The 20,575-nt window shown below is 43.6% G+C and carries 23 protein-coding genes and 1 tRNA gene; 14 read left to right on the top strand and 10 right to left on the bottom strand.

Features of this window, described 5'->3' with window-relative positions; genetic code table 11:
• Positions 1–62 precede the first annotated feature (62 nt).
• The 6 genes from ACL934_RS09505 to ACL934_RS09480 all read left to right on the top strand — a co-directional run bounded on the left by ACL934_RS09505 (position 63) and on the right by ACL934_RS09480 (position 3,279).
• On the top strand, positions 63–740 hold the full coding sequence (locus tag ACL934_RS09505; protein WP_413613446.1) for a hypothetical protein: 678 nt from the start codon (positions 63–65) through the stop codon (positions 738–740).
• 145 nt (positions 741–885) lie between these two features.
• Entirely contained in the window at positions 886–1,566 is a 681-nt protein-coding gene (locus ACL934_RS09500; protein WP_374080286.1) for a class I SAM-dependent methyltransferase, read from the top strand.
• A 146-nt stretch (positions 1,567–1,712) separates the two neighbouring features.
• Positions 1,713–1,994 carry a hypothetical protein gene (locus ACL934_RS09495; protein ID WP_374080284.1) on the top strand — a complete coding sequence of 94 codons (282 nt, stop codon included), beginning with the start codon at positions 1,713–1,715 and terminating at the stop codon, positions 1,992–1,994.
• Positions 1,984–2,298, top strand: coding sequence for a helix-turn-helix transcriptional regulator (locus tag ACL934_RS09490; RefSeq protein WP_374080282.1), 315 nt, complete (start codon positions 1,984–1,986; stop codon positions 2,296–2,298). The genes ACL934_RS09495 and ACL934_RS09490 overlap by 11 nt, the downstream gene beginning before the upstream one ends.
• A 226-nt stretch (positions 2,299–2,524) precedes the next feature.
• Positions 2,525–2,600 (top strand) — tRNA-Gly (locus tag ACL934_RS09485).
• A 148-nt stretch (positions 2,601–2,748) separates the two neighbouring features.
• On the top strand, positions 2,749–3,279 hold the full coding sequence (locus tag ACL934_RS09480; RefSeq protein WP_374080281.1) for a hypothetical protein: 531 nt from the start codon (positions 2,749–2,751) through the stop codon (positions 3,277–3,279).
• Here ACL934_RS09480 and ACL934_RS09475 read toward each other — a convergent pair.
• The 6 genes from ACL934_RS09475 to ACL934_RS09450 form a co-directional block, all read right to left on the bottom strand.
• Positions 3,276–4,355, bottom strand: a complete 1,080-nt coding sequence (locus tag ACL934_RS09475; protein ID WP_413613445.1) for an ABC transporter permease — start codon at positions 4,353–4,355, stop codon at positions 3,276–3,278. The genes ACL934_RS09480 and ACL934_RS09475 overlap by 4 nt on opposite strands.
• On the bottom strand, positions 4,352–5,458 hold the full coding sequence (locus ACL934_RS09470) for an ABC transporter permease (protein ID WP_413613444.1): 1,107 nt from the start codon (positions 5,456–5,458) through the stop codon (positions 4,352–4,354). The genes ACL934_RS09475 and ACL934_RS09470 overlap by 4 nt, the downstream gene beginning before the upstream one ends.
• Positions 5,455–6,195, bottom strand: coding sequence for an ABC transporter ATP-binding protein (locus ACL934_RS09465; RefSeq protein ID WP_413613443.1), 741 nt, complete (start codon positions 6,193–6,195; stop codon positions 5,455–5,457). Before ACL934_RS09465 ends, ACL934_RS09470 begins: the two co-directional genes overlap by 4 nt.
• Complete coding sequence (locus ACL934_RS09460) at positions 6,192–6,932, bottom strand: ABC transporter ATP-binding protein (RefSeq protein ID WP_413613442.1); 741 nt, start codon at positions 6,930–6,932, stop codon at positions 6,192–6,194. Before ACL934_RS09460 ends, ACL934_RS09465 begins: the two co-directional genes overlap by 4 nt.
• Entirely contained in the window at positions 6,933–7,679 is a 747-nt protein-coding gene (locus ACL934_RS09455; RefSeq protein ID WP_374080275.1) for an efflux RND transporter periplasmic adaptor subunit, read from the bottom strand.
• Positions 7,680–7,793: 114 nt separating this feature from the next.
• Positions 7,794–8,687 carry a hypothetical protein gene (locus ACL934_RS09450; RefSeq protein WP_374080273.1) on the bottom strand — a complete coding sequence of 298 codons (894 nt, stop codon included), beginning with the start codon at positions 8,685–8,687 and terminating at the stop codon, positions 7,794–7,796.
• 209 nt (positions 8,688–8,896) lie between these two features.
• Here ACL934_RS09450 and ACL934_RS09445 point away from each other — a divergent pair, with 209 nt between their 5' ends.
• From ACL934_RS09445 to ACL934_RS09415, 7 genes are all read left to right on the top strand, one after another.
• On the top strand, positions 8,897–10,540 hold the full coding sequence (locus tag ACL934_RS09445; protein WP_413613441.1) for a methyl-accepting chemotaxis protein: 1,644 nt from the start codon (positions 8,897–8,899) through the stop codon (positions 10,538–10,540).
• Positions 10,541–10,581: 41 nt separating this feature from the next.
• Positions 10,582–11,715 (top strand): dTDP-4-amino-4,6-dideoxygalactose transaminase, encoded by a 1,134-nt coding sequence (gene rffA / locus ACL934_RS09440; protein ID WP_413613440.1) that lies wholly within the window; start codon positions 10,582–10,584, stop codon positions 11,713–11,715.
• Between the two features lie 3 nt (positions 11,716–11,718).
• Positions 11,719–12,606 (top strand): glucose-1-phosphate thymidylyltransferase RfbA, encoded by an 888-nt coding sequence (rfbA, locus tag ACL934_RS09435; RefSeq protein WP_413613439.1) that lies wholly within the window; start codon positions 11,719–11,721, stop codon positions 12,604–12,606.
• Entirely contained in the window at positions 12,603–13,589 is a 987-nt protein-coding gene (rfbB, locus tag ACL934_RS09430) for a dTDP-glucose 4,6-dehydratase (RefSeq protein WP_413613438.1), read from the top strand. The genes rfbA and rfbB overlap by 4 nt, the downstream gene beginning before the upstream one ends.
• Positions 13,577–14,734, top strand: coding sequence for a glycosyltransferase family 4 protein (locus ACL934_RS09425; RefSeq protein WP_413613437.1), 1,158 nt, complete (start codon positions 13,577–13,579; stop codon positions 14,732–14,734). The genes rfbB and ACL934_RS09425 overlap by 13 nt, the downstream gene beginning before the upstream one ends.
• 136 nt (positions 14,735–14,870) lie before the next feature.
• Positions 14,871–15,200 carry a winged helix-turn-helix domain-containing protein gene (locus ACL934_RS09420; protein WP_374080265.1) on the top strand — a complete coding sequence of 110 codons (330 nt, stop codon included), beginning with the start codon at positions 14,871–14,873 and terminating at the stop codon, positions 15,198–15,200.
• A gap of 2 nt (positions 15,201–15,202) precedes the next feature.
• Positions 15,203–15,748, top strand: a complete 546-nt coding sequence (locus tag ACL934_RS09415) for a hypothetical protein (protein ID WP_374080264.1) — start codon at positions 15,203–15,205, stop codon at positions 15,746–15,748.
• 89 nt (positions 15,749–15,837) lie between these two features.
• Here the strand turns inward: ACL934_RS09415 and ACL934_RS09410 are convergent, their stop codons facing one another.
• Genes ACL934_RS09410 through ACL934_RS09395 form a run of 4 tightly spaced genes read right to left on the bottom strand, consistent with a single transcriptional unit; the run spans position 15,838 to position 19,854 of the window.
• Positions 15,838–16,665 carry an N-acetylglucosaminyltransferase gene (locus tag ACL934_RS09410; protein WP_374080263.1) on the bottom strand — a complete coding sequence of 276 codons (828 nt, stop codon included), beginning with the start codon at positions 16,663–16,665 and terminating at the stop codon, positions 15,838–15,840.
• On the bottom strand, positions 16,662–17,663 hold the full coding sequence (locus ACL934_RS09405; RefSeq protein ID WP_413613436.1) for a glycosyltransferase family 4 protein: 1,002 nt from the start codon (positions 17,661–17,663) through the stop codon (positions 16,662–16,664). The genes ACL934_RS09410 and ACL934_RS09405 overlap by 4 nt, the downstream gene beginning before the upstream one ends.
• Before the next feature lie 59 nt (positions 17,664–17,722).
• Entirely contained in the window at positions 17,723–19,648 is a 1,926-nt protein-coding gene (feoB, locus tag ACL934_RS09400; protein WP_374080260.1) for a ferrous iron transporter B, read from the bottom strand.
• Complete coding sequence (locus tag ACL934_RS09395) at positions 19,624–19,854, bottom strand: FeoA family protein (RefSeq protein ID WP_413613435.1); 231 nt, start codon at positions 19,852–19,854, stop codon at positions 19,624–19,626. The genes feoB and ACL934_RS09395 overlap by 25 nt, the downstream gene beginning before the upstream one ends.
• Positions 19,855–20,149: 295 nt before the next feature.
• Here ACL934_RS09395 and ACL934_RS09390 point away from each other — a divergent pair, with 295 nt between their 5' ends.
• Positions 20,150–20,515, top strand: a complete 366-nt coding sequence (locus tag ACL934_RS09390; RefSeq protein WP_413613434.1) for a hypothetical protein — start codon at positions 20,150–20,152, stop codon at positions 20,513–20,515.
• Positions 20,516–20,575: the final 60 nt, after the last annotated feature.

Below are 20,575 nucleotides of genomic sequence, written 5' to 3'. Positions count from 1 at the left end.
AATTTTACTGATGCACCTATTTTGAATTAAGACTTTCCCAATCCTTTGAAAGGGAAAGTCTTATGAAAATCATACTCACTACACTTCTTACTTTTATAAGTTCCATTGGCCTCGCTCAACACCATCACCACAGCGACCCCGCTTCTATTCACGGAATGTTGCTTTTTGGGAAATCACAGATCTATCTTTCCCATCTTCCGATGTTTCACTCCCCTCACGACTATCAGGTGATCTTGAAAGCAGAACTCAGTACCCAAGGGAAGAACGCCTATCTGGAGAGTCTGAAAAGCTCTTCTGAGACCGTTTACACTCTCGTACCTGAGTCTTTTAATCTTCCCGAGATGATAAAACATCCTCACTCCTTCAAGGCGCAAATTTACAAAGGCCACTTTGAAAGAGGCGGAGTTCTTATTGCCGAGAATGTGACCGTGAATATCCAAGTTCTTTATTTTAAAAAGTTCGCTAGCTCTGAGAGCAAACCACTTCAAGGCTCTTATCTTTTGTTCGGCAATAAAGAAGAACAATTTCTGGCTCATTTGATCACGACAAAACCTGACTTTGATCAAATCGTGCAAGTAAAAGCTGAAGAGACGGAATTGCTGCCCATTACTTTTAAATGTGTTTCCAACACGGAGCCCTTGAAATCTTTTGAGACTCTGGAGGCAACGGCTTCGGGGAAAACTCTCGTAATTCAAACTGAAGAGAGCCTTTATACAGAGTTTGGCGATCTTTCCTTTTAAAAAACATAATCTGCCTCTTGAAAAAGCGCCCCGGGGTCACTATGATAGATCTTGCAGTGGCGCTGCGTTTTTTGCCGGGTGCAAAACTCAAAAAATTTATGCTCCTTTTCGTTCTATGGTTAACGAAGTTTTCTAGGAGTCATAAATGTCGCAAGACAAAATCTCATCTGACAATCAAACGGGTTATAACAAGTGGTCTGAATTCTACGACACCTATCCCAATCCCACGGTAGCGATAGACGAGCTTTCATTCCCTCGTTTTTGGAGTCATCTTAACAACAAAGACATTTTGGAAATTGGCAGCGGCACCGGACGTCATACGCAAAAACTCCTCGCACAGAATAATCACGTGACGGGTATTGATATCTCCGAAGGCATGCTGCAAGTCGCCCGAGAGAAGCTTCCTCCAGAGAATTTAAAACTGATTCACGCAGATTTTATGACCTATGAAGGTTTTAATGAAAATCAATTCGATGCCATTGTGTGCAGCCTGGTGATTGAGCACATCAAAGATCTCTCTGGCTTCTTTAAGAAAGCGGCGAAGATTTTAAAATCTGGCGGATATTTATTTATTTCAGAAATCCATCCGGAGCGAACTTCACAAGGAATCCTCGCCCATTTTAAAACGGGCGATCAAGAAGTTCACCTCTCCAGTCACGCTCACACAGATGAGGACTTTCAAAGAGCCGCCGCCTTGGCGAATTTTGAAACACTAAAAAACGAAACAATTTATGGCACAGAAGAATTCGCCAACATCAATCCCAAATGGACCAAACACCTTGGCAAACCGCTGATTGAAATCTGGGTGCTGCACAAAGGAAGTTAAGATCGTCCGAATGGCGACATTTCCTATTTAACGGAACGCAATAACTTCAATAGCGACAATGGCTTACCGTTTGCTTTCTAAAAAGTTGCAACCGATTGACTTATTTTAAACAGTACGGTAAAATACCGTACTAGAAGGGACATTACGTGAGAGCCATCACGAATGTTTTCGTATCTAAATTCGCTGAAAAACAACTTAAGAAGCTTCCTTGGAATATTAAAGAAGCCTTACAATACTGGGTTGAATCAGTTCAACTGCAAGGAATACGGAGCGTTCGGAGACTTCCAGGATACCACGACGAACCTCTTAAAGGAGATCGTAAGGGACAAAGATCTGTTCGCCTAAACAAGTCTTACCGAGCTATCTATATTGAAACTCTAGAAGGCGTTGAAATAACTGTGATCGAGGTTAATAAACATGAGTTCTAAAAAATTAGCAAAAATTTTAGAAAAGGATCTCGGCGATATTTCTTTTGGTGGCTTTCTTAGAGCAGCTCGGACCAATAAAGATATGAGTCAAACCGATATGGCCCATTTCCTATCAATTTCAAAAAGCACTCTTTGCGATATCGAAAAAGGACGCCAGTTCGTCAGTTTAGAATTAGCAGCAAAAATAGCTAAAAAATGCGGTCTCTCCGAATTATTAGCTGTAGAGGCGGCCATCAACGATCAACTCCGAAGATCCAATCTAAAAATGGAAGCGCACGTTAAGAAGACAAGAAAATCGGCCTAGAAATTTAAGCAGCCTATTTTGGGGCTTGAAGAGCTGGAGGGGTGGCATTCGAGGTTCCCTTTAAGTTTTGCTGCCCCCAGATATAGCCCACAAAATAAGCAGCGCAGCCTATTAGAGCGAAAATCATCCATTTTTTGATGCGATTATACAGCAAAGCCTTCATTTTTTTGATTTTTACCCGTTGACAATATCCGGTGGCAACTGTAATTTTGGTTTCTCTTCGAGCGCGGGAGTAGCTCAGTTGATAGAGCGATGCCTTGCCAAGGCATAGGTCGCGGGTTTGAGCCCCGTCTCCCGCTCCAAATTTTATATTTCACGAACCCCTAAAGGAAACTTTAGGGGTTTTGTTTTTTTACACTTCCTAACCAAATCTCCATCTATCTTAACCTAAAGAAACATGACTCTCGGGCGGAATAAGCTAAAAGGGACGCTCCCAATGAAGGAGAACTCATGATCTTTAAGGCCCTTTTAGGCGCTGTGACTCTCAGTTTAACTCTCACAGCCCACGCCTCTACATTTGAAAACATGGAAGGAACTTACAAAATTCTTTCTTGTAAAAATGAGGGCGAGTCCCCATCCCGTGAAGACGTCACATTATGTGAGTATACACAGTTAACCGTTCATCCAAGCTCTTATGCAACGGCCATCTACTTCTCGAAATTCGTCGAGAGTTCCCAGTATGTTCGCTCCTTTGGGCTTCCTAAAAATATGGCCGACCTTCCCAATGGAAAGTATGTGGAAAGAGGCGACACTTACGCCTCCTTTACAAATGATTATCGCGGTCATGGCGAAGTTTTTATGTTTAGAAAGCTCAGCAACGACGTCTATCATTTTTCAATGCATCGTCGTTCGGACACTTTTAAAACTTTCGATGTTTTCGAAATCGAATTGCAAAAGATTTCAGATCGCTCCGCACCTCTGCCCGCTCCTCCGCCCATTGAGGACGACGAGAACCCTTGCGGAGATCCCGAACACGATTAAGAAAGTGTCGTCTTAAATCTTTGCCAACTTGCCGTGATTGCCAAAGCTGCCATCGCAGCGAGGATGAGTAAGTTAAAAAGGATCAATCGCAAATCCCCGCCTTTAAGCATTATGTTGCGCAAGAGCTCAATAAAATATGTGAGCGGATTGATGTAAGAAAAAATTCGCATAGCCCAAGGCATATTCTCAATAGGGAAAACAAGCCCCGAGAGTAACACCGACGGAAAGAGATAGAGAAAGCCTCCCATCATTGACTGCTGTTGATTCTTTGCGATCGTGGAAATAAATAAACCAATTCCCACCGTACAGCAGACAAAAACAAAAGAGGCTAAGAGCAACATCCAAAGACTGCCTCGCAAGGGCATGCCAAAAAGACTCATCGCTACTCCTACAATAAGGGGAATATTACTCATCCCAAGCAATATAAAAGGGATGGTTTTGCCAAGAATCACTTCTTCAGGTTTTACTGGAGCTGCGATCAGAGTTTCAAAAGTTCCGAGTTCTTTTTCTTTTGTGATCGACATACTGGTTAAGAGAATCGTGATCAAACAGACAAGAAGACTCATGACCCCCGGAACTAAAAACAAAGCTGTGCGCAAGGCGGGATTGTAAAGTACTCGCACATCAAATTGCAACGGTGGACTTTGCGGAAACTGAGAACGCACGATACTTAAAAAATAACGTTCAATGCTTTGCCCACGAGTCACATTCGTTGCATTCACTAAAAGCTGCACTTGCCCCTGACCTCGCCCCAGACTCCTATCTAAACCCTCAGGAGGAGCGACAAGAACTGCATCGGCTTCATCGGACTTCACTTGTTCAAAAGGATCTAAAGAAGAAGGCTTTGCGGGAATAAACCAGCCCGATGCAAGGGCTTTACGATGCAGCTCTTGCAAAGACAGATCTGTGGGAGATCCGAAGACACTCAGACGAATATTTTTCGCTTCTGTGGAAAGAGCGACACCAAAAATCGTTAACTGCACACAAGGGGCAATAAAAAGAAGCAATCGCATGCGAGGATCGCGCAAGGTTTGTAGGAACTCTTTTCTAATAAATCCTAAGAGAGTCTTTATCATGGTTCGACATCCTTTTTGAATTTCTTAGTCGCAAGCAGAATCATCAGGCAGAAGAGTCCACACAGAACTAAGAAGGACGGCAAAATATCCAGGAAACTTGCTCCTTGCAGAAACAACTCCCGGCTGATTTTGATAAACCATCGCGCCGGAAGAATCATTGTGAAGTAATAAAAGAAACTCGGCATATGCTCGACAGGAAAGATAAAACCTGAAAGAAGAATTGTCGGCAAAAGCCCTGAGAGCATTGCAAATTGCATGCTCAATTGCTGCCTGCGAGTCACGATGGAAATAAGAAGTCCTTGCGCAAGATAGGTGCTGAGAAAAATGAGACATGCCAGAAGATAAACCAGAAAGTTTCCTCGAAAGGGAACCGAAAACACCAACTGCGACATTAAGAACACAAAAAAGACAGCTACAATTCCCATTGCCGAATAAGGCAAAAGTTTTCCCAGAATGATTTCTACCGGACGCACCGGAGTTGAAAGCAGCAACTCCATAGAGCCGTTTTCCCACTCGCGCGCCACAGTCAGGGCTGTTAAAAGAATGGATAAGATCGCGATGATCGCGGCAGCCAGGCCCGGCACGACAAACCAGCGACTGTTCAATTCGGGATTAAAAAGAAAACGTGTTTGAACTTTGATGGGCTCACGAAAGGAACCGAATTCTTTTTCTATGAGCTTTCTTTGAATCCCGCCGAGATAGCCGACGATAGAAGCCGCTGACGAGTTATCAGAGCCATCAATAAGAATCTGCACGGAGCTTTCAGAAAAGGGTTTCAAATCTTGAGTGTATTTGGGCGGAATAATAAGAGCCGCGTGAGAACGCCCTTCATCCAATGCTTGTATTGCCTGAGCCGGACTGACGACGGGATGGGATTTAAAATATCCTGAACTGGTAAAAGCTTTTTGCAGCTCCCAGGCACTTTGTGTTTTATTGCCATCAAAAACTGCAAGACCAATGCGCTCCATATTAAATTCAATAGCAAAACCAAAAAAAAGCACCATAATCACGGGCATTCCCAGTGCTAAGGCCACCGTAAAGGGATCACGAACAATATGAAAGACTTCTTTTTTGGCAATAGCTAGTATCGAGCGCAGTCTCACTTGCCCTCCACTTGGAATATAAAGACATCTTCCAACGTCACGTCCTCAGGGTTTTTATCTGGGAAACTGTTTTTCTTTAAATCCAGTGGAGAATCTAAAGCAATCAATTCCCCTGCCCGCATCAGAGCAATTCGTTCGCAGTGTTCTGCCTCGTCCATGTAGTGCGTAGTTACAAAAACTGTTTTACCTTCGTTAGCGAGATCTTGAATTAAAGCCCAGAATCTTTGCCGATACGCGGGGCTAACCCCCGCTGTGGGTTCATCTAAAAATACCAACTCAGGATCATGAAGGAGTGAAGCCACCAGACTGACTTGTTGCTTAACTCCTCCGGGAATCTCCCGGACCAATACATTTTCAGATTCGCGAAAGCGAATGAACTGTAAAAGTTTCTCTTTTTGTTCTTTAAATTTTTTATCGTCGAGTTTTCTTAAAGATGCTGTGAAAGCTAGGTTTTCCCGGACAGTCATATCGTCGTAAAGTGTGAACTTTTGCGACATATACCCGACTTTTTGTTTTACCCCAAACGAGTCCGTTAAAACATCAATTCCACAAATGGATGCTTTTCCGTGAGACGGCAAAAGAAGACCACACAACACTCGAATCGTTGTCGTCTTTCCCGCTCCATTAGCTCCTAGAAAACCAAAGATCTCACCTTTTTCTACGCTGAAGGAAATATTATTCACAGCATAGTAATCGCCAAATTTTACGGAGAGTTCTTGAACTTCGACGACATTCATACTGACTCCGCCGTCGAATCATATTGCAGAAATACCTCATCAAAAGTTTTGCATTTTCGTTGCTGTAAGATTTCTTGAGGAGTTCCTTCGAGCAAAGTTTTGCCGTCGAAAAGCAAATGGACCTGCTGGCACTTTAAGGCCTCGTCCATATAAGAGGTTGTTACGAGAATTAAAATCTCTTCTTGGTCTCGTAAATCATAAAGCAGCTCCCAAAAGTCCCGGCGACTTAAAGGATCCACGCCATTGGTTGGCTCATCTAATAAAAGAATTTTTGGCGACGACAGAAGGGAACAAATCAGACCCAACTTTTTATACATTCCACCGGAAAGTTGCGAAGCCAGTCGATCCGTAAATTCCTCAAGGCGAGACATTTGCAGAAGTTTGGACCGACGCTCTTGATACACATCCATAGGGACACGATAAAGTGTGCGAAAGAATTCGAGATGTTCGTGAATACTGAGTTCTGGATATAGACTTTGTGTTTGCGGCATATAAGCCACTGATTCACGAATTTCTGCGAACGGAATTTCTTTATCGTCCTCGAGAAAAGTGATTTTCCCGGAGTCCGCTTTTAAAAGTCCCATCACGTGCCGCAAGAAAGTCGTCTTGCCCGCCCCCTCAGGACCAATAATCCCGTGAATCTGGTGCGGAGAAAACTGCATGGTAAGACCTTTGAGAGCTTGGGTCTGCCTCAACTTCTTCGAGACGTCCTGAACACTCAAAGAGATCTCTGGCATTTAATCCTCCGCCGCCCACTCCAAGGTCATTCCGGGTTTAAGCACCCCTTCCGGATTTGCGAAATAAATTTTTACCGCATAGACAAGACGTGTGCGTTCATCGCGAGTCTGCACATTTTTGGGAGTAAACTCCGCCTCGGGATTGATATAAGAAACCACTCCAGAAAATTCCTTATTATCCAATTCCGGCACAACTGCTTTGACTTTCTGTTCTAGTTTTAATTTTGAGATCTCATCATGAGGAAGATAAAAATAGGCGTAAATCTCTTCTAGATTCCCGACAGTGAGAAGTTTCATACCAGGTCCCACCATCTCTCCCGGTTCAAAGTAAGTCGTTAAGACTGTGCCTTTCAGTGGCGAAGTAATATCACACCAATTGCGACGCAGCTCTGTGTCCTCTTTGCGGGTCTTGACTTGATCATAAGCCTCTTGCGCAATACTGCCACTGCGATAAAGGCGATAAGAACGGTCATAATTATTTTTCGCAAGCTCATAGGCAATTTTAATATCTTCACAGGCCAGTTGAACGAGCGTTTGTCCTTTATCAACGATCTGCCCTTCTTTGACTGGAAACTGACTGATCACCGAAGAGACCCGCGCGGGAATATCCACTTTGGTTACTTCCACAGTTCCCGCAAAAGAAAATTTACTTTTAAAAAGAGTCGCCTTCACGGCATAGGCAAGAATCAAAAGAACGATAATCACAGCAATAGGAATGATTTTCTTCTTAGACATAAGACTAAGCATAGCGAGCTTGCTTCGTGAATGTAAACCCTCAAAATAATTCTCTGCCAAAAATAAAAAAAGCCGGAACTTTTCAGATCCGGCTTCGCTCAAACTTTAAATTTCAATATCCAATTTCTAATTTCTACCTGGGTAGAACCAGCAACGAGGACGGAAACCTACAGCGTCACGTGGCGAGTAGCAAGTTCCTGATTTGTAATCAGTGTTGCTCAAAGCTTCGCTTTCTTTAGCTACGCAGAGCATACCAGCAAAATATGTGTCCAAACGGCATTGTGTGTCTGGATGCTGATCGTTCATGCGAGATACTTCGCGTTTATCTGGAGTACCGAAGTTAGGAGCTGTCGACTCCTTACGCAAAGCCTGGAAAAGATTTGCTACAGATTGACCTGCCAAAGAACTTCTCAAGCAAAGCAGACGATCTTGTTCATCTGGGAATTGGGCTTCACAAGCCGAGCTTGCAACGGGATCCAAATCAAGATCTTTCAAGATAGCCGCGTTGTCGTCTTCAGCAAAGAAACGACGAAGACATTTCAAAGTTGCGAAGTAATCAGAGCCACCTTCGTTCGTCGCCCATGATCCCATCCAACCGCTGATTTTCGGAGCGCCACCGTTGTGGTGACCGAACTCGTGACAAGCAACCAATGCAAAACCTTCGATAGTTGTTGCTTGGTGACGAGCCAATCCGCCGTACATATTCAAAACTTGAGTTTTGCCTGATCTTTGTGCAGATGCGTTTACAGTTGGATCACTCCACAAACGGTTGATTTTCAAAGTGTCCCCAGCTCTTTGAACATCGTCCTTGTAGATTTTTTCGATACGATCCAACACGTCGTTGAATTGTTTTTCAGTGATTCCGCCCGCAGTGAAAAGACCTACTGGAATTCTCATGTTATTTTCAGGCAAGAAACCTGCGCAGAGCGTTTTGCTATCGATTGCTGTCTTATGCGTGAAGCCCAAAGTCGCCATCAATGCGACAACGGCAAAAGCACGACTTACTGTCGTTTTTGTCATGACCACCCCTCCTTGAGTCTAGACTTACGAAAAATCGTATCAACAGGATGCGGACAAACTCAATGGATTAATCTATGAATTGGGACGCCGCACCTTAGTCTACCACCACTGTCATCATGAGTGATCTTTTAATTAAAGCTCCGTAATAAAGACGTCGACAAGTTTATACATATCTATTTTCGGAACATCTACGGTTTAAGGAGTCCTCAATGAAGTCGGTCAATAGTTGGTTTCATGGCCTTCGCGGGAAGCTACTTTTCTCTGCGATTCTACCTATCATCGCGTTCGCAGTGCTAACGGGCATTTCGATTGGCTCGATGAATTCACTCGGCCACATGCTGACATCGGCTTATACAGATGTGATTCCCAACATGGATGGCCTAGGTCAAATCGGCATGCAGCGAGCGCGCGTTGGATACTTTATCTGGGCGGCCCTTGCCAACAAAGAAGATCTCAAATCTCGAACGAATTTTATCAATAAAGCGAAAGATGCATTTGCAGATTTTAAAAAAGGACAAGAGTTCTACGAGTCCACCGCTCTCGATGAAGAAGAACAAAAAAACTATGCAAAAGCCAAGGAGATCAAACCACAGTTTTATACTCTGACTGAAACTATGATTTCGTCTTTAGAGAAAAACACTCCGGAAGAAGATGCCAAGGTTCATAAAGCGATGAACGGTGGCGAGTGGCACGTTCTTGCCATCGAAACCCAAAATGCCATTGCTGCAAACATGAAGCTTTATAACGCAAGATCCGTTGAGCAGAACCAAGCACAAAAAGAACTACGCGCTTTTGAAACTCAACTTTTGCTTTTAATCGCAGGATTCTGCGCGACTCTTCTTTTTGGTATTCTTATGTGGGTCGCTTACCGCGTTTCAAATACCGTGAGTGGAATTGTCGCGGGCTTAACTGAATCCGGCAACCAAGTTTCAGAGGCAATCACGCAACTCACAGCTGCGGGGCAAACCCTTTCCCACTCTTCAACAGAGGCCGCCGCTTCACTTGAAGAAACTGTGGCATCCCTCGAAGAAATGTCTTCCATGGTTAAAATGAATTCCGATAATGCCAAGCAGGCCGCTGCTCTTTCACAGTCTTCAAAAGACGCCGCAGAACAAGGTCAAAATGAAATTCACCATTTGATCGAGTCTATGCATGATATCTCTAAGTCTTCTAAAAAAATCGAAGAGATTATCAGTGTGATTGACGACATCGCTTTCCAAACAAATCTTTTGGCTTTGAATGCTTCCGTTGAGGCCGCACGTGCCGGAGAACATGGGAAAGGTTTTGCCGTCGTTGCCGAAGCTGTTCGTTCGCTTGCGCAGCGCTCCGCAGTTGCCGCTAAAGATATCAACAGTCTGATTAAAGACAGCGTAGAAAAGGTCGGAAAAGGCTCCACCATTGCAGACCGTTCTGGTGAAGTTCTTTCGAATATCGTGAACTCAGTTAAGAAGGTCGCTGATCTGAATAACGAAATCTCGGCTGCTAGCACAGAACAAACGACGGGAATTCAGCAAATCAGCAAGGCCATGAATCAATTGGATCAAGGTTCACAAGCTAATGCTGCCTCCTCGGAAGAAGTTGCGGCTTCTGCTGAGGAAATCAGTGCTCAAGCAAGACACATGAAGGGCATGGTTCAAGGATTGAATGCTGTGATTCTGGGCACAGGCGAAGAAGCTCCAAAATCTGAAGCTTCCCCTAAAGCACCTTCTAAAGTGGTGCCGTTTAAAAAGAAAGAAACTGTATCTAAAACACCCGTTGCCGTGGGGAAAAAGTCACAGAGCGGCGCTGCTGCAGTGATCCCATTTGATGACGAAGACAGCCCTCGTAAAGTCGGCACTACAGACGGCTTTTAATCCATTGCTCCCTCAGGGTCATTGCTATACTATGAGGGAGCATGAAAATTCCATTTAACATCCCGCCTAAAAGTTCGAATGAAGAGAAGTATATTTCTCAAGCTATCGCCAATAAAAAGTTAAGCGGCGAAGGTTCTTTCAATAAAAAATGTTCGGAATGGTTTAATAAGAATCTTCCTACAAAAATGACGGTGATTACACCTTCTTGCACATCTGCCCTCGAAATGGCGATGGTGCTTGCGGATATCGGTCCTGGGGATGAAGTGATTCTTCCTTCTTTCACCTTCACTTCAACGGCCAACGTTGTCGCTCTTTATGGATCTGTTCCCGTCTTTGTCGATGTAGATCCCCTGACAATGAATATTGATCCGGTGGCAATTGAAAAGGCCATCACTCCCCGTACAAAAGTTATTATGCCTGTACACTATGCCGGTGTTGGCTGTGATATGGATGCGATCATGGCTTTGGCTAACAAACATAATATCTGGGTTGTTGAAGATGCGGCTCAAGGTATCTTTGCTTCTTACAAGGGCCGTGCTTTAGGAACTTTGGGTCACATGGCGGCATTTAGTTTTCACGAAACCAAGAACATTGTTTGCGGTGAAGGTGGATGTCTTACCATCAATGATTCTCGTTTGATTGCGCGCGCTGAAGTCGTTCGCGACAAAGGAACCAACCGTCAGCAGTTTTTAAATGGCCAAGTTGATAAATACACATGGCAAGACAAAGGTTCTTCTTACTTACTCTCTGAACTTTCTGCAGCCTTCCTTCTTTCACAACTCGAAGAAGGCGAAGCCATCACTGCAAAACGCCTGGCCATTTGGAATCAGTATCACGCGGGACTGGAGGATCTTGAAAAACAAGGTCACTTGCAACGCATGACGATTCCTTCCGACTGCAAAGCCAATGCACATATTTATTATTTCCTTTTAAACTCCGCGGAAGTTCGCGCAGCTCTTTGGAGCTATTTGAAAGAAGCTGGCATTCAATCGACGACTCATTATGTGCCTCTGCACTCTGCTCCGGCAGGTGTGAGGTATGGACGTGTTTCGGGTTCTATGAAAATAACCGACGATCATGCCAACCGCCTTTTGCGTCTTCCGATGTTTGCAGACCTCAGCTCGCAAAACGCGGCTTTGGTTCTTGAAAAGATTCATTCATTCTTTAAGAGGTAATCAATGAAGGGTATTATTCTTGCCGGAGGAGCCGGCTCTCGCCTCTACCCGATGACTCGGGTTATGACGAAACAACTTCAATCGGTGTATGACAAGCCGATGATCTATTATCCTTTGAGCATTCTGATGCTTGGGGGGATTAAAGACATTCTTTTGATCACAACTCCGGACGATAAACCTTTGTTTGAAAAGCTTTTGGGTGATGGCTCGCAATTCGGCGTGAAGCTTTCTTATAAGATTCAAGAGAAACCCAATGGACTTCCTGAAGCTTTCGTCCTGGGTGAAGACTTTATCGGTAATGACAACGTCTGCTTGATCTTGGGTGACAATCTTTTCTATGGCGATCTGGATTTCTTCCGTGAAGCCATCAAATCCCAAGAAGCGATGAAAGATGACCTGCACGGCCGTGTGTTTGCTTACTATGTCGCAGATCCTCGCGCCTATGGTGTTGTAGAGTTTGATAAAGGTTCTACAAAAGTAAAATCCATCGAAGAAAAGCCCCAAAATCCAAAATCCAACTACGCGGTTCCAGGTCTTTATCTTTTTGATAAAACTGTCGCAAAGCGTGCGAAGGCATTGAAGCCTTCGCCTCGTGGTGAAACAGAGATTGTGGATTTAATTCTTTCTTACCATAACGAAGGCAAACTGGGTGTGGAGATGATGTACCGTGGTCTTGCTTGGCTTGACACGGGAACTCCTAGATCTTTGCTTGATGCCGCGGCCTTTATTGGTGCAATTGAAGAACGTCAGGGATTGAAAGTGGCTTGCCTTGAAGAAGTTGCTTACCGCATGAAGTTTATCACTTTGGCCCAACTGCAAAAAATCGCCGATGAACTTCCAAAAAGTTCTTATCGCTCTTATCTGGAAAAAATTATTTCTGAGGAAGTATGAAGCAGACAGTCTTGTTAACCGGCTGTGCCGGATTTATTGGAACTAATTTTGTTAAAACCATCGCTTGCCGCGAAGATGTTAAAGCACAGTACGATTTTGTGATCGTGGATGCTTTGACTTACGCTGGACGCTTGGAAAACATTCAGCCAGATCTGGACAAAAATCCTCATCTTAAATTTTATCATGCAGACATTCGTGACTCTCACAAGATGCATGAGCTTTTTCAAAAGTATCAATTTTCCGGAGTCTTGAATTTTGCGGCTGAGTCTCACGTCGACCGCTCGATTGAAAGTCCTAATATCTTTGTTGAGACCAACGTTCTGGGAACTTTGAATCTTTTGAAAGAAAGTCTTTCTTTGTTTGAAAAGAAAGGTTCTTTTAAATACCTGCAAGTGAGTACAGACGAAGTCTATGGTACTTTGCAAATGGAAGACCCTGCGTTCACTGAAACGACACCTCTATCTCCAAACAGTCCCTACAGTGCTTCTAAAGCCAGTGCGGATTTGATGTGCCGTGCCTTCTTTGAAACTTACAAGATGCCTGTGATTATCACTCGTTGCTCCAACAACTACGGGCCTTATCAAGTGGAAGAAAAATTTATTCCCCTTATGATCAAACGCGCCTTGGCCAACGAACCAATGCCTATCTATGGCACTGGCATGAACATCCGCGACTGGATTTATGTTGACGACCACAATGAAGGTGTTTGGAAAGCTTTCACCAATGGCAAGGCCGGGGAAGTTTACAATTTGGGTGGCGATTCTGAAAGACAGAACCTGGATGTTGCAAAACTTATTTTGAAATATCTTGGGAAACCAGAAAGTCTTTTGAACTTCGTGCAGGACCGCAAGGGCCATGATTTCCGCTATGCGATCAACTTTAGCAAAGCTAAAAAAGACCTGGGCTGGGCACCCACTGTGAAGTTTGAACAAGAAGGTCTTCTTCGTACGATTGAGCACTATAAAAAACTATGGGCGAAGTAAGAGTTCTTCACTGCATCCATTCCCTTTCTTGGGGTGGACTTGAGATTTACACCGTGGAGCTTATTCAGAAGCTCGCAGAGACAGGGATTACGCAAAAGGTCCTCTGCTCTGCCCACTCTCGTGTCGCGGAAGAACTTAAGAAGAGCGGTGTTGAAATCCTCCCCTTTCCGGAAAAGAAACTTTCAAAAGTTCGCGAAGCTTTGTTGATTCGTAAACTTATTCGCAAGCACAAGATCACTCACCTGCATTCTCATACACGTTTGGATATGTGGGCTTGTGCTTTGGCTTTGATTGGAAAAAGTCATCCGAAACACATTTACAATCTTTATATGAACGCGACTCCAAAACAGGACTTCGTTCATCGCTGGCTCTTTTCTAAGGTCGATGCTTTATGCAGCTCTTCAGAAACGATTCTTAATGATGTGAAGAAGAACTTCCCTATTGCTCCCGAAAAATTGCAGCTTATTCGTTATGGAAGAAAAACGGAGCTCTTTAAACCTTATCCGAAAGAACGTGCGGGATTGCGCGAGCTTTATCACGTTAAACCTGATCAGATCGTGATTGGGACTCTTTGTCGTATTGATCCAGGCAAAGGGGTTCGTGAGCTTGTACAGGGCTTAGAGAAACTCAGTGAGACAGAATTAAGGAAGATCCAGCTTTGGGTGATCGGGGATCCTACGATCGTTGGAAAAAACGATAAGGGCGAACCCGTTTATGCCGCTGAGTCCGCAGAACTTTTAAATTGGATTCAGGATCAGCGCCTCAATCCCCGTTACAAAGATCACTTGGTGCGTATTCCATTTCAAAAGGACTACATTCCTTATATTGAAGCCTTGGATGTATTTGCACTGGCTTCTTACAACGAAACATATTCACTAAGTGTGCTTGATGCGATGATGATGGCTAAACCAGTGATCGGCACTAATGCCGGGGGAACTCCGGAACAAGTCGGTCCAGACAACGACCGTGGCGTTTTAGCGGAACCACAATCTGCAAGCTCCATTGCTGAAGCTTTTAAGTATTATCTCAAACATCCAGGGGCCATTCCCCATCAAGGACGAAGAGCTCAACAATGGGCCCTTCAAAATCACGGATGGAAAGAAACTTTGCAGAAGTTTTTGGATCTTTATTCCACGCTAAAATAACCTATCATTGAATCGGTCTAGCTATTATATTACCTAATTTAGGATAATATTGTCCTAAATTAGGACAACAGAGCTGGACTTGATATTTACCTAATTTAGGTCGATATTATCCTAAATTAGGATAATAAGGTTTTTTATGTTAACAGAACTATTTGGCAGTAAAACTACAGAAAAATGTCTTCTTTATTTAGCAGCCCAGGGAGAGGGATATCCTCTTGAAATCGCGAAAAATTTTAAAATTAGCAACACACAGATTCTAAGAACGCTTAATAAATTAGAGCAAGCAGATATCCTTGTTGGAAAAGAAATGGGACGCTCTCGGGTTTATGTTTTAAATAAAAGTTGGTTCTTAGCGAATGAACTTAAAAATCTTTTAAATAGAGCTCTTTCTAATATTCCGATTGACGAGCAAGAAAAATATTTTATGAAACGCAAACGCCCAAGAAAAAAGAATAAACAAATTTAGTTATGAAAATTCAGAAAGGGATGAACCGCAAACAATTTGCAGCTGCAGTTGTAAAACAATTAGAAAAGAACAATATTTCTTGTGTTCTAGTTGGCGGAGCTTGTGTTTCTATTTATACCGACGAAAAACACGAGTCGAGAGACTTAGATTTCATCTCGCCGTACTCCTTCGAATCTATTGCCGAGGCCCTTTCTCAAATTGGATTCCAAAGAAAAGGGAGATATTTTTCACATCCTGACATAGAGTTTTATGTTGAATTCCCCAGTGGTCCTCTCGCTATAGGCAATCAAATTCCCATTAAAGCCGAAGGATCCCTCAAGGTAAAAGACACTGTAGTTTCTATGTTATCGCCTACTCAATGCGTGATGGATCGACTTGCCGCTTGGTTTCACTGGAATGACCGAAGAAGTCTCATCCATGCCTTATGGATTTGCGAAAAACATCCCATAAATATTAGCAAAATCAAACGTTGGGTAGAAAAAGAAAAAGAGCCCGAGAAACTACTCGAGTTTCTCGGAGAATATAAAAAAATTAAATCGAGTAAATGATTTTACTCAACCGGAACTAGAAGCTCTGGCACCTTTATCAATTAACCAAATCATGGTTGATATGAACCATGATTTGGTAGGAGCAAGAACTATTCTAGAATCAATGAAGCTAGTTTTTCTTTGTGGGTTTGGACGTATTTAGGGAACGATTCGTCGACTTTGACGAATTTGGAGTCGATGTTTTGGCCGTAAAGACTTCCGCCTTTACGGATGATTTCTTCGACTTTTTTCGGGTCTTTGAATTCATCCTTGTTGTGTTCCTTATGGGCGTAGGCTTCGATTTTTTCTATGACCTTTGCGGCACCACCTAGATAGCTGAAGTGCCAGCCGCCGTTGGGGACGATGGTGATCTTATCTGTGTTTTCGCGAGTTTCGCGATACAGGCGAGTCTTTTTGATTGTTTTAATATCTTTGTAGTTGAGCATCACAGTGCCATACCAAGGCATGTAGCCGTCCACCAATGGAATTGGTTCTGGGTATTTTTCTACAAAGCAGTTCAAATAGTAGTAATAAAGTTTTTGTTGGAAAACTTTGATTCCCGGTTTTTTTGCATATTCAAGAACAAGCTCTGGGCGAGGAATTTCATCCACATCAGAAACGATAATCACATCATCCGGTTTGGCATTCTTTAGACCTTTGAGGATTTGTTCTTTTTGATGATCGTCATAATCCCAAGTTTTAGGAACGCGCCACTTAGAGAAGAAATTCGGATACTCATCTACGATCACGTGTTCAATTTTATGCAAGAAAGGTTTGAACCGCTCTTTGTTCTGTTCAAAGAACAAAGGTTTTTCTTTCTTTTGGAAAGTGCGTGTTGCTTCAACAAGAACGAAACGATCCACGACATCGTTCAAAGTATTTAAGCGAATTTCCAAAAGATCCATTTCATTAAAAAATGCAAAACAATCGTAGATCATGATTTCCTCAAAACTTTCTTAAACACTTCTAAAGTCTCTTGAGCACACTTTTCCCAAGTGAACTTTTGCGAACGAACAAGACCTTTGACTTTCAAAGCCTCACGGAACCTATCGTCACTTAAGACTTGAGTCAAAGCCTCGGCCATTTGTTCTGGATTGCCCGGATCAGCAAAGGCGGCGGCATCTCCGCAGATCTCTTGCAAAGCACCACCAAGACTTGTGACAACCGGACACCCTAAAGACATTGCCTCTAGAACAGGAATGCCAAAACCTTCATACCATGATGGAAAGAAAAAGACCTGAGCTCTTTGATAGAGTTCAGCCAACTTGTCATCTGGGACGTAGCTTAAATGAACAATGTCAGACTTGTACGGAGATGTCTCGATAGCCGTCTGAATATCTTCAGAGCCGAATCCCCAGGCACCCGCTAGAACTAATTTCTCTTCAAAACCTTTGGACTTTAAAATCTCAAAAGCCTTTATAACACCTAAAACATTTTTACGCTTTTCAAGTGTTCCTAAAAAAAGAATGTATTGCTCTGGAAGCCCCAAAGATCTTGCCATCGGCGGAGCCGACGTGCGATTGCACCCCAGATACGTCATATGAAGGCGATTCTGCAGATGCGGAAAGAATCGCAGAACTTGATTTTTGGTAAACTCAGAATTCACAAGAACCGCATCTAAAGATGAAGAGTTTAAAACCTCCGTCATCTCGCGAATGCCTTTAAGAAAGAACTCCGGACGATTGTACTTTTCTTCAAACACGACCATGTCGTGAATCGTCACAACACGAGGCAAAGACCCCCACGTATTTAATTTAAAATCCGGACCCAAATACAAACTGTCTTTTCCGGGGAAAAGCATCCACGGAAATAACGCGCGGCACTCATGACCCAGCACAGACTCGATACGGGATTTATTCTTGAGACGAGAGAGTTTTAAAACGGGAATGACCTCTAAATCCTTTTGAGCCACAAAATGCCGAAAGAGTTGAAGCATATAAACTCCAACCCCGGTCACTTTTTGCGGATTTAGCGTGCTGACATCAAAATATATTCTCATGGAATGCCTATGAATCTTAAGCCTTGAACTAACAAGACGACAAGAACATAGGCAAAGAGGTTGAAGGCAACAAGTTGCGTTAGAGCAAACTTCCAAGAGCCGCTCTCGCGAATCTGAACGCCCACTGTGGACATACACTGAAGAGCGATGAGGAAGAACACCATAAGTCCTATCACGGAACTCACGGTAAAGATTTTTTCTCCAGCCGAATTCACAGCCGTGCTCATTTGCGTAAGAAGAGCTTGCTGCTGAGTATCTTCTTCGGTGTCAGTGATATTAAACGTCAAAGCCAAAGAAGAAACGAAGACTTCACGGGCCGCAAATGCAGAGATCAACCCCACACCCACACGCCAGTCAACACCCATGGGGTGCATCACGGGTTCAATTGCTTTTCCCAATTGTCCTACGTAGCTCTGCTCCAGTTTTTCGTGAGCATCTTCCATTTGATAGTGCGGAAAAGTTGTTCCAGCCCAGATGATCACAGCAAATGCAAAGATCACAGGTCCTGCGCGTTTGACGTAAGATAAAGTGCGAGTCCATGACTGACGAAGCAAAACACGAAGTTTCGGACGACGATAAATCGGAAGTTCCATCATGAACAATGAAGGATCATTCGCTGTTTTAGGAATGAACTTACTCACCACACCCGCGGCAAAAGCTCCGATCACAATCGAACCCAAATAGAGCGCGGCCAAAGCAAGACCGGCTTTCAACGGAGATTCCCCGTGAAACAAAAAAGCAATAAACAAAGCATAAACTGGAAGCCGCGCAGAACAGCTCATAAGTGGAATCACGAACTGCGTGATCATACGGTCTTTTTTTGAAGGGATATTGCGAGTCGCAATGATCGCAGGAACCGCACAAGCAAAACCAGAAAGCATTGGAACAAAGGAGCGACCACTCATTCCCAGAGCCGAGAACGGACGATCAATCAGTGTCGCCGCTCGCGCCAAATACCCTGTGCTCTCTAAAATTCCGATTCCCATAAAAAGAATAAAAATCTGCGGAACGAAAACCAAGAATGCGGAGAAGCTTGCCACCACACCGTTTGCCAAGAAGTCCGCCCACAGTGTGCCAGGCCCCCAAGCCGCAACCACTTCATTCAATGAAGTAAACCAGCCATCAATCAGATCCATAAATGGAGTCGCCAGCCAGAAGACGCACGAGAACAACCCACCCATGATAAGAATGAAGAACGCAAAACCTAAAATCGGATGCAAAAGAACACGATCTAATTTTTCTGTGGTCTCTACGATTTTATTAAGACGATCTTGGGCATGATCCGTTTTGTGAGTGAGAGCTTCTTTCGCGATCTGTTCACACTCTTTAAGTTTTTTTTCTTGAAGTTCAAACCCCCAAGGCACCGGACGTGATGGCGTTTTTGTGATGGTTAATTTTTTAGCCTCCGCAACGATCTCTTTAAGACCGCCTGCAAGCAGACCATCGAACTGCAAAACAGGACAACCCAAAGTTTTGCGCAAATAATCCATGTCGATCTCAATGCCTTCACGACGAAGAAGATCGGCCATTGTGATCACCACGATCATGGGGAATCCAGTTTCTTTTAACTGCATCACAAGTTGCAAATGACGAGAGATTTGCGTTCCATCAACAACAACGATGATACCATCAACTTGCTTGATACGAGGATTGTCATAGATCGCACGAAGAGTGACCCACTCATCCGCACTTTTAGGATGAAGACTGTAGGTTCCTGGCGTGTCCATCACTTGAACTTGCGCCTCCCCTAAGTGAGACGCCAGATGCCCCAATGAGAACTCAACAGTCGCACCGGGATAGTTCACCGTTTTAAAACGCGAACCCGTCAGCCAGTTATAAAGCGTGGTTTTTCCAGAGTTCGGAGCACCGACAAGAGCGATGGATTTATTTTCGACAACTAGTTCTGTTGGACTTGCGCGCATGCCGCTTCCTCATTTCGCAACGCCAGAAAACTCGTGTTGAAACGAATCAAAAGAGGTCCACCAAAAGGGGCTCTTCCTAAAATCGTAAGGATTGTTCCAACACGTAAACCCATTTCGTGAAGACGTTCACGGAAGATGTCTTCCCCTGCAAAACCCGTAATTTCAACAGTGTGGCCAGGTTTGATAGATGTATCGAGTAAATTCATGAGTTCCTCTGGATCGGTAAGCCTCTAGTTAAAGGCATGTAAGAGTAAAAGGAAGCCCTTTTAACTCCCCGTCGCGCAATTGAAAACCTACTGAGAATAACCCCCAATAAGCCCTCATAATCAGGGCCTTTTTTCCAGAATTTCTTGTTTATTTTGGGAAGACTTTTCACACCCTGACCCACGGGGGATGCCTCTGTGAAAGCGCAATTTTTTCATCCCTCGAAATCCTGACAAAATATTTATGGCTATATGTGTTAAATAGAACGCATTCAAATAACAAAACCTAGGAGATTTTATGAAAACGCTCTTGTCTCTATTGATCACTTTGGCCGCGGCAAATGCCTCTGCAAATATCTATGACTGCTCTGGCGGAAGCTTTGAACCATTGACTGTCGAAGTTCTTAATCAAAAAGAAGTTCTTTTGAACGGCAAAGAAAAAGGCACGGTCGACTTTGCTTACGCAAAAAAGAATCCAGAGAAAAAATCTTACTCGATCCTCGGCTTTTTTCCAGAGAGTCTTGCTGCTGGTGCCGATGGTTTTTCTGTCGACGTAACTATTTCCAAATACATGTTTGCAGGCTCTAAAGTGGCTTATCTAAATACATACAATCGTGGACCTGAAGGCTTTTATAGCGAATCTTATAAGTGCATTAAGCGCTAATTTCTCTCAGGGCCTTCTTAAGTACATACGAAGGTCCTGTTTTTAGGACCAAGGGTTAAG

Origin of the sequence: Bdellovibrio sp. HCB-110 (assembly GCF_047323225.1) — a bacterium.
Classification (GTDB): Bacteria; Bdellovibrionota; Bdellovibrionia; order Bdellovibrionales; family Bdellovibrionaceae; genus Bdellovibrio.
Note: the sequence above shows the minus strand (reverse complement) of the source record. Positions and strands in the feature narration are given on the sequence as shown.

What these genes read in the sequence shown, in the direction of transcription:
- ACL934_RS09505 (WP_413613446.1), top strand. Translation starts at nt 63, where the DNA reads ATGAAAATCATACTCACTACACTTCTTACTTTTATAAGTTCCATTGGC.
- ACL934_RS09500 (WP_374080286.1), top strand. Translation starts at nt 886, where the DNA reads ATGTCGCAAGACAAAATCTCATCTGACAATCAAACGGGTTATAACAAG.
- ACL934_RS09490 (WP_374080282.1), top strand. Translation starts at nt 1,984, where the DNA reads ATGAGTTCTAAAAAATTAGCAAAAATTTTAGAAAAGGATCTCGGCGAT.
- ACL934_RS09480 (WP_374080281.1), top strand. Translation starts at nt 2,749, where the DNA reads ATGATCTTTAAGGCCCTTTTAGGCGCTGTGACTCTCAGTTTAACTCTC.
- ACL934_RS09475 (WP_413613445.1), bottom strand. Translation starts at nt 4,355, where the DNA reads ATGATAAAGACTCTCTTAGGATTTATTAGAAAAGAGTTCCTACAAACC.
- ACL934_RS09465 (WP_413613443.1), bottom strand. Translation starts at nt 6,195, where the DNA reads ATGAATGTCGTCGAAGTTCAAGAACTCTCCGTAAAATTTGGCGATTAC.
- ACL934_RS09460 (WP_413613442.1), bottom strand. Translation starts at nt 6,932, where the DNA reads ATGCCAGAGATCTCTTTGAGTGTTCAGGACGTCTCGAAGAAGTTGAGG.
- ACL934_RS09455 (WP_374080275.1), bottom strand. Translation starts at nt 7,679, where the DNA reads ATGCTTAGTCTTATGTCTAAGAAGAAAATCATTCCTATTGCTGTGATT.
- ACL934_RS09450 (WP_374080273.1), bottom strand. Translation starts at nt 8,687, where the DNA reads ATGACAAAAACGACAGTAAGTCGTGCTTTTGCCGTTGTCGCATTGATG.
- ACL934_RS09445 (WP_413613441.1), top strand. Translation starts at nt 8,897, where the DNA reads ATGAAGTCGGTCAATAGTTGGTTTCATGGCCTTCGCGGGAAGCTACTT.
- rffA (WP_413613440.1), top strand. Translation starts at nt 10,582, where the DNA reads ATGAAAATTCCATTTAACATCCCGCCTAAAAGTTCGAATGAAGAGAAG.
- rfbA (WP_413613439.1), top strand. Translation starts at nt 11,719, where the DNA reads ATGAAGGGTATTATTCTTGCCGGAGGAGCCGGCTCTCGCCTCTACCCG.
- rfbB (WP_413613438.1), top strand. Translation starts at nt 12,603, where the DNA reads ATGAAGCAGACAGTCTTGTTAACCGGCTGTGCCGGATTTATTGGAACT.
- ACL934_RS09425 (WP_413613437.1), top strand. Translation starts at nt 13,577, where the DNA reads ATGGGCGAAGTAAGAGTTCTTCACTGCATCCATTCCCTTTCTTGGGGT.
- ACL934_RS09420 (WP_374080265.1), top strand. Translation starts at nt 14,871, where the DNA reads ATGTTAACAGAACTATTTGGCAGTAAAACTACAGAAAAATGTCTTCTT.
- ACL934_RS09415 (WP_374080264.1), top strand. Translation starts at nt 15,203, where the DNA reads ATGAAAATTCAGAAAGGGATGAACCGCAAACAATTTGCAGCTGCAGTT.
- ACL934_RS09410 (WP_374080263.1), bottom strand. Translation starts at nt 16,665, where the DNA reads ATGATCTACGATTGTTTTGCATTTTTTAATGAAATGGATCTTTTGGAA.
- ACL934_RS09405 (WP_413613436.1), bottom strand. Translation starts at nt 17,663, where the DNA reads ATGCTTCAACTCTTTCGGCATTTTGTGGCTCAAAAGGATTTAGAGGTC.
- feoB (WP_374080260.1), bottom strand. Translation starts at nt 19,648, where the DNA reads ATGCGCGCAAGTCCAACAGAACTAGTTGTCGAAAATAAATCCATCGCT.
- ACL934_RS09395 (WP_413613435.1), bottom strand. Translation starts at nt 19,854, where the DNA reads ATGAATTTACTCGATACATCTATCAAACCTGGCCACACTGTTGAAATT.
- ACL934_RS09390 (WP_413613434.1), top strand. Translation starts at nt 20,150, where the DNA reads ATGAAAACGCTCTTGTCTCTATTGATCACTTTGGCCGCGGCAAATGCC.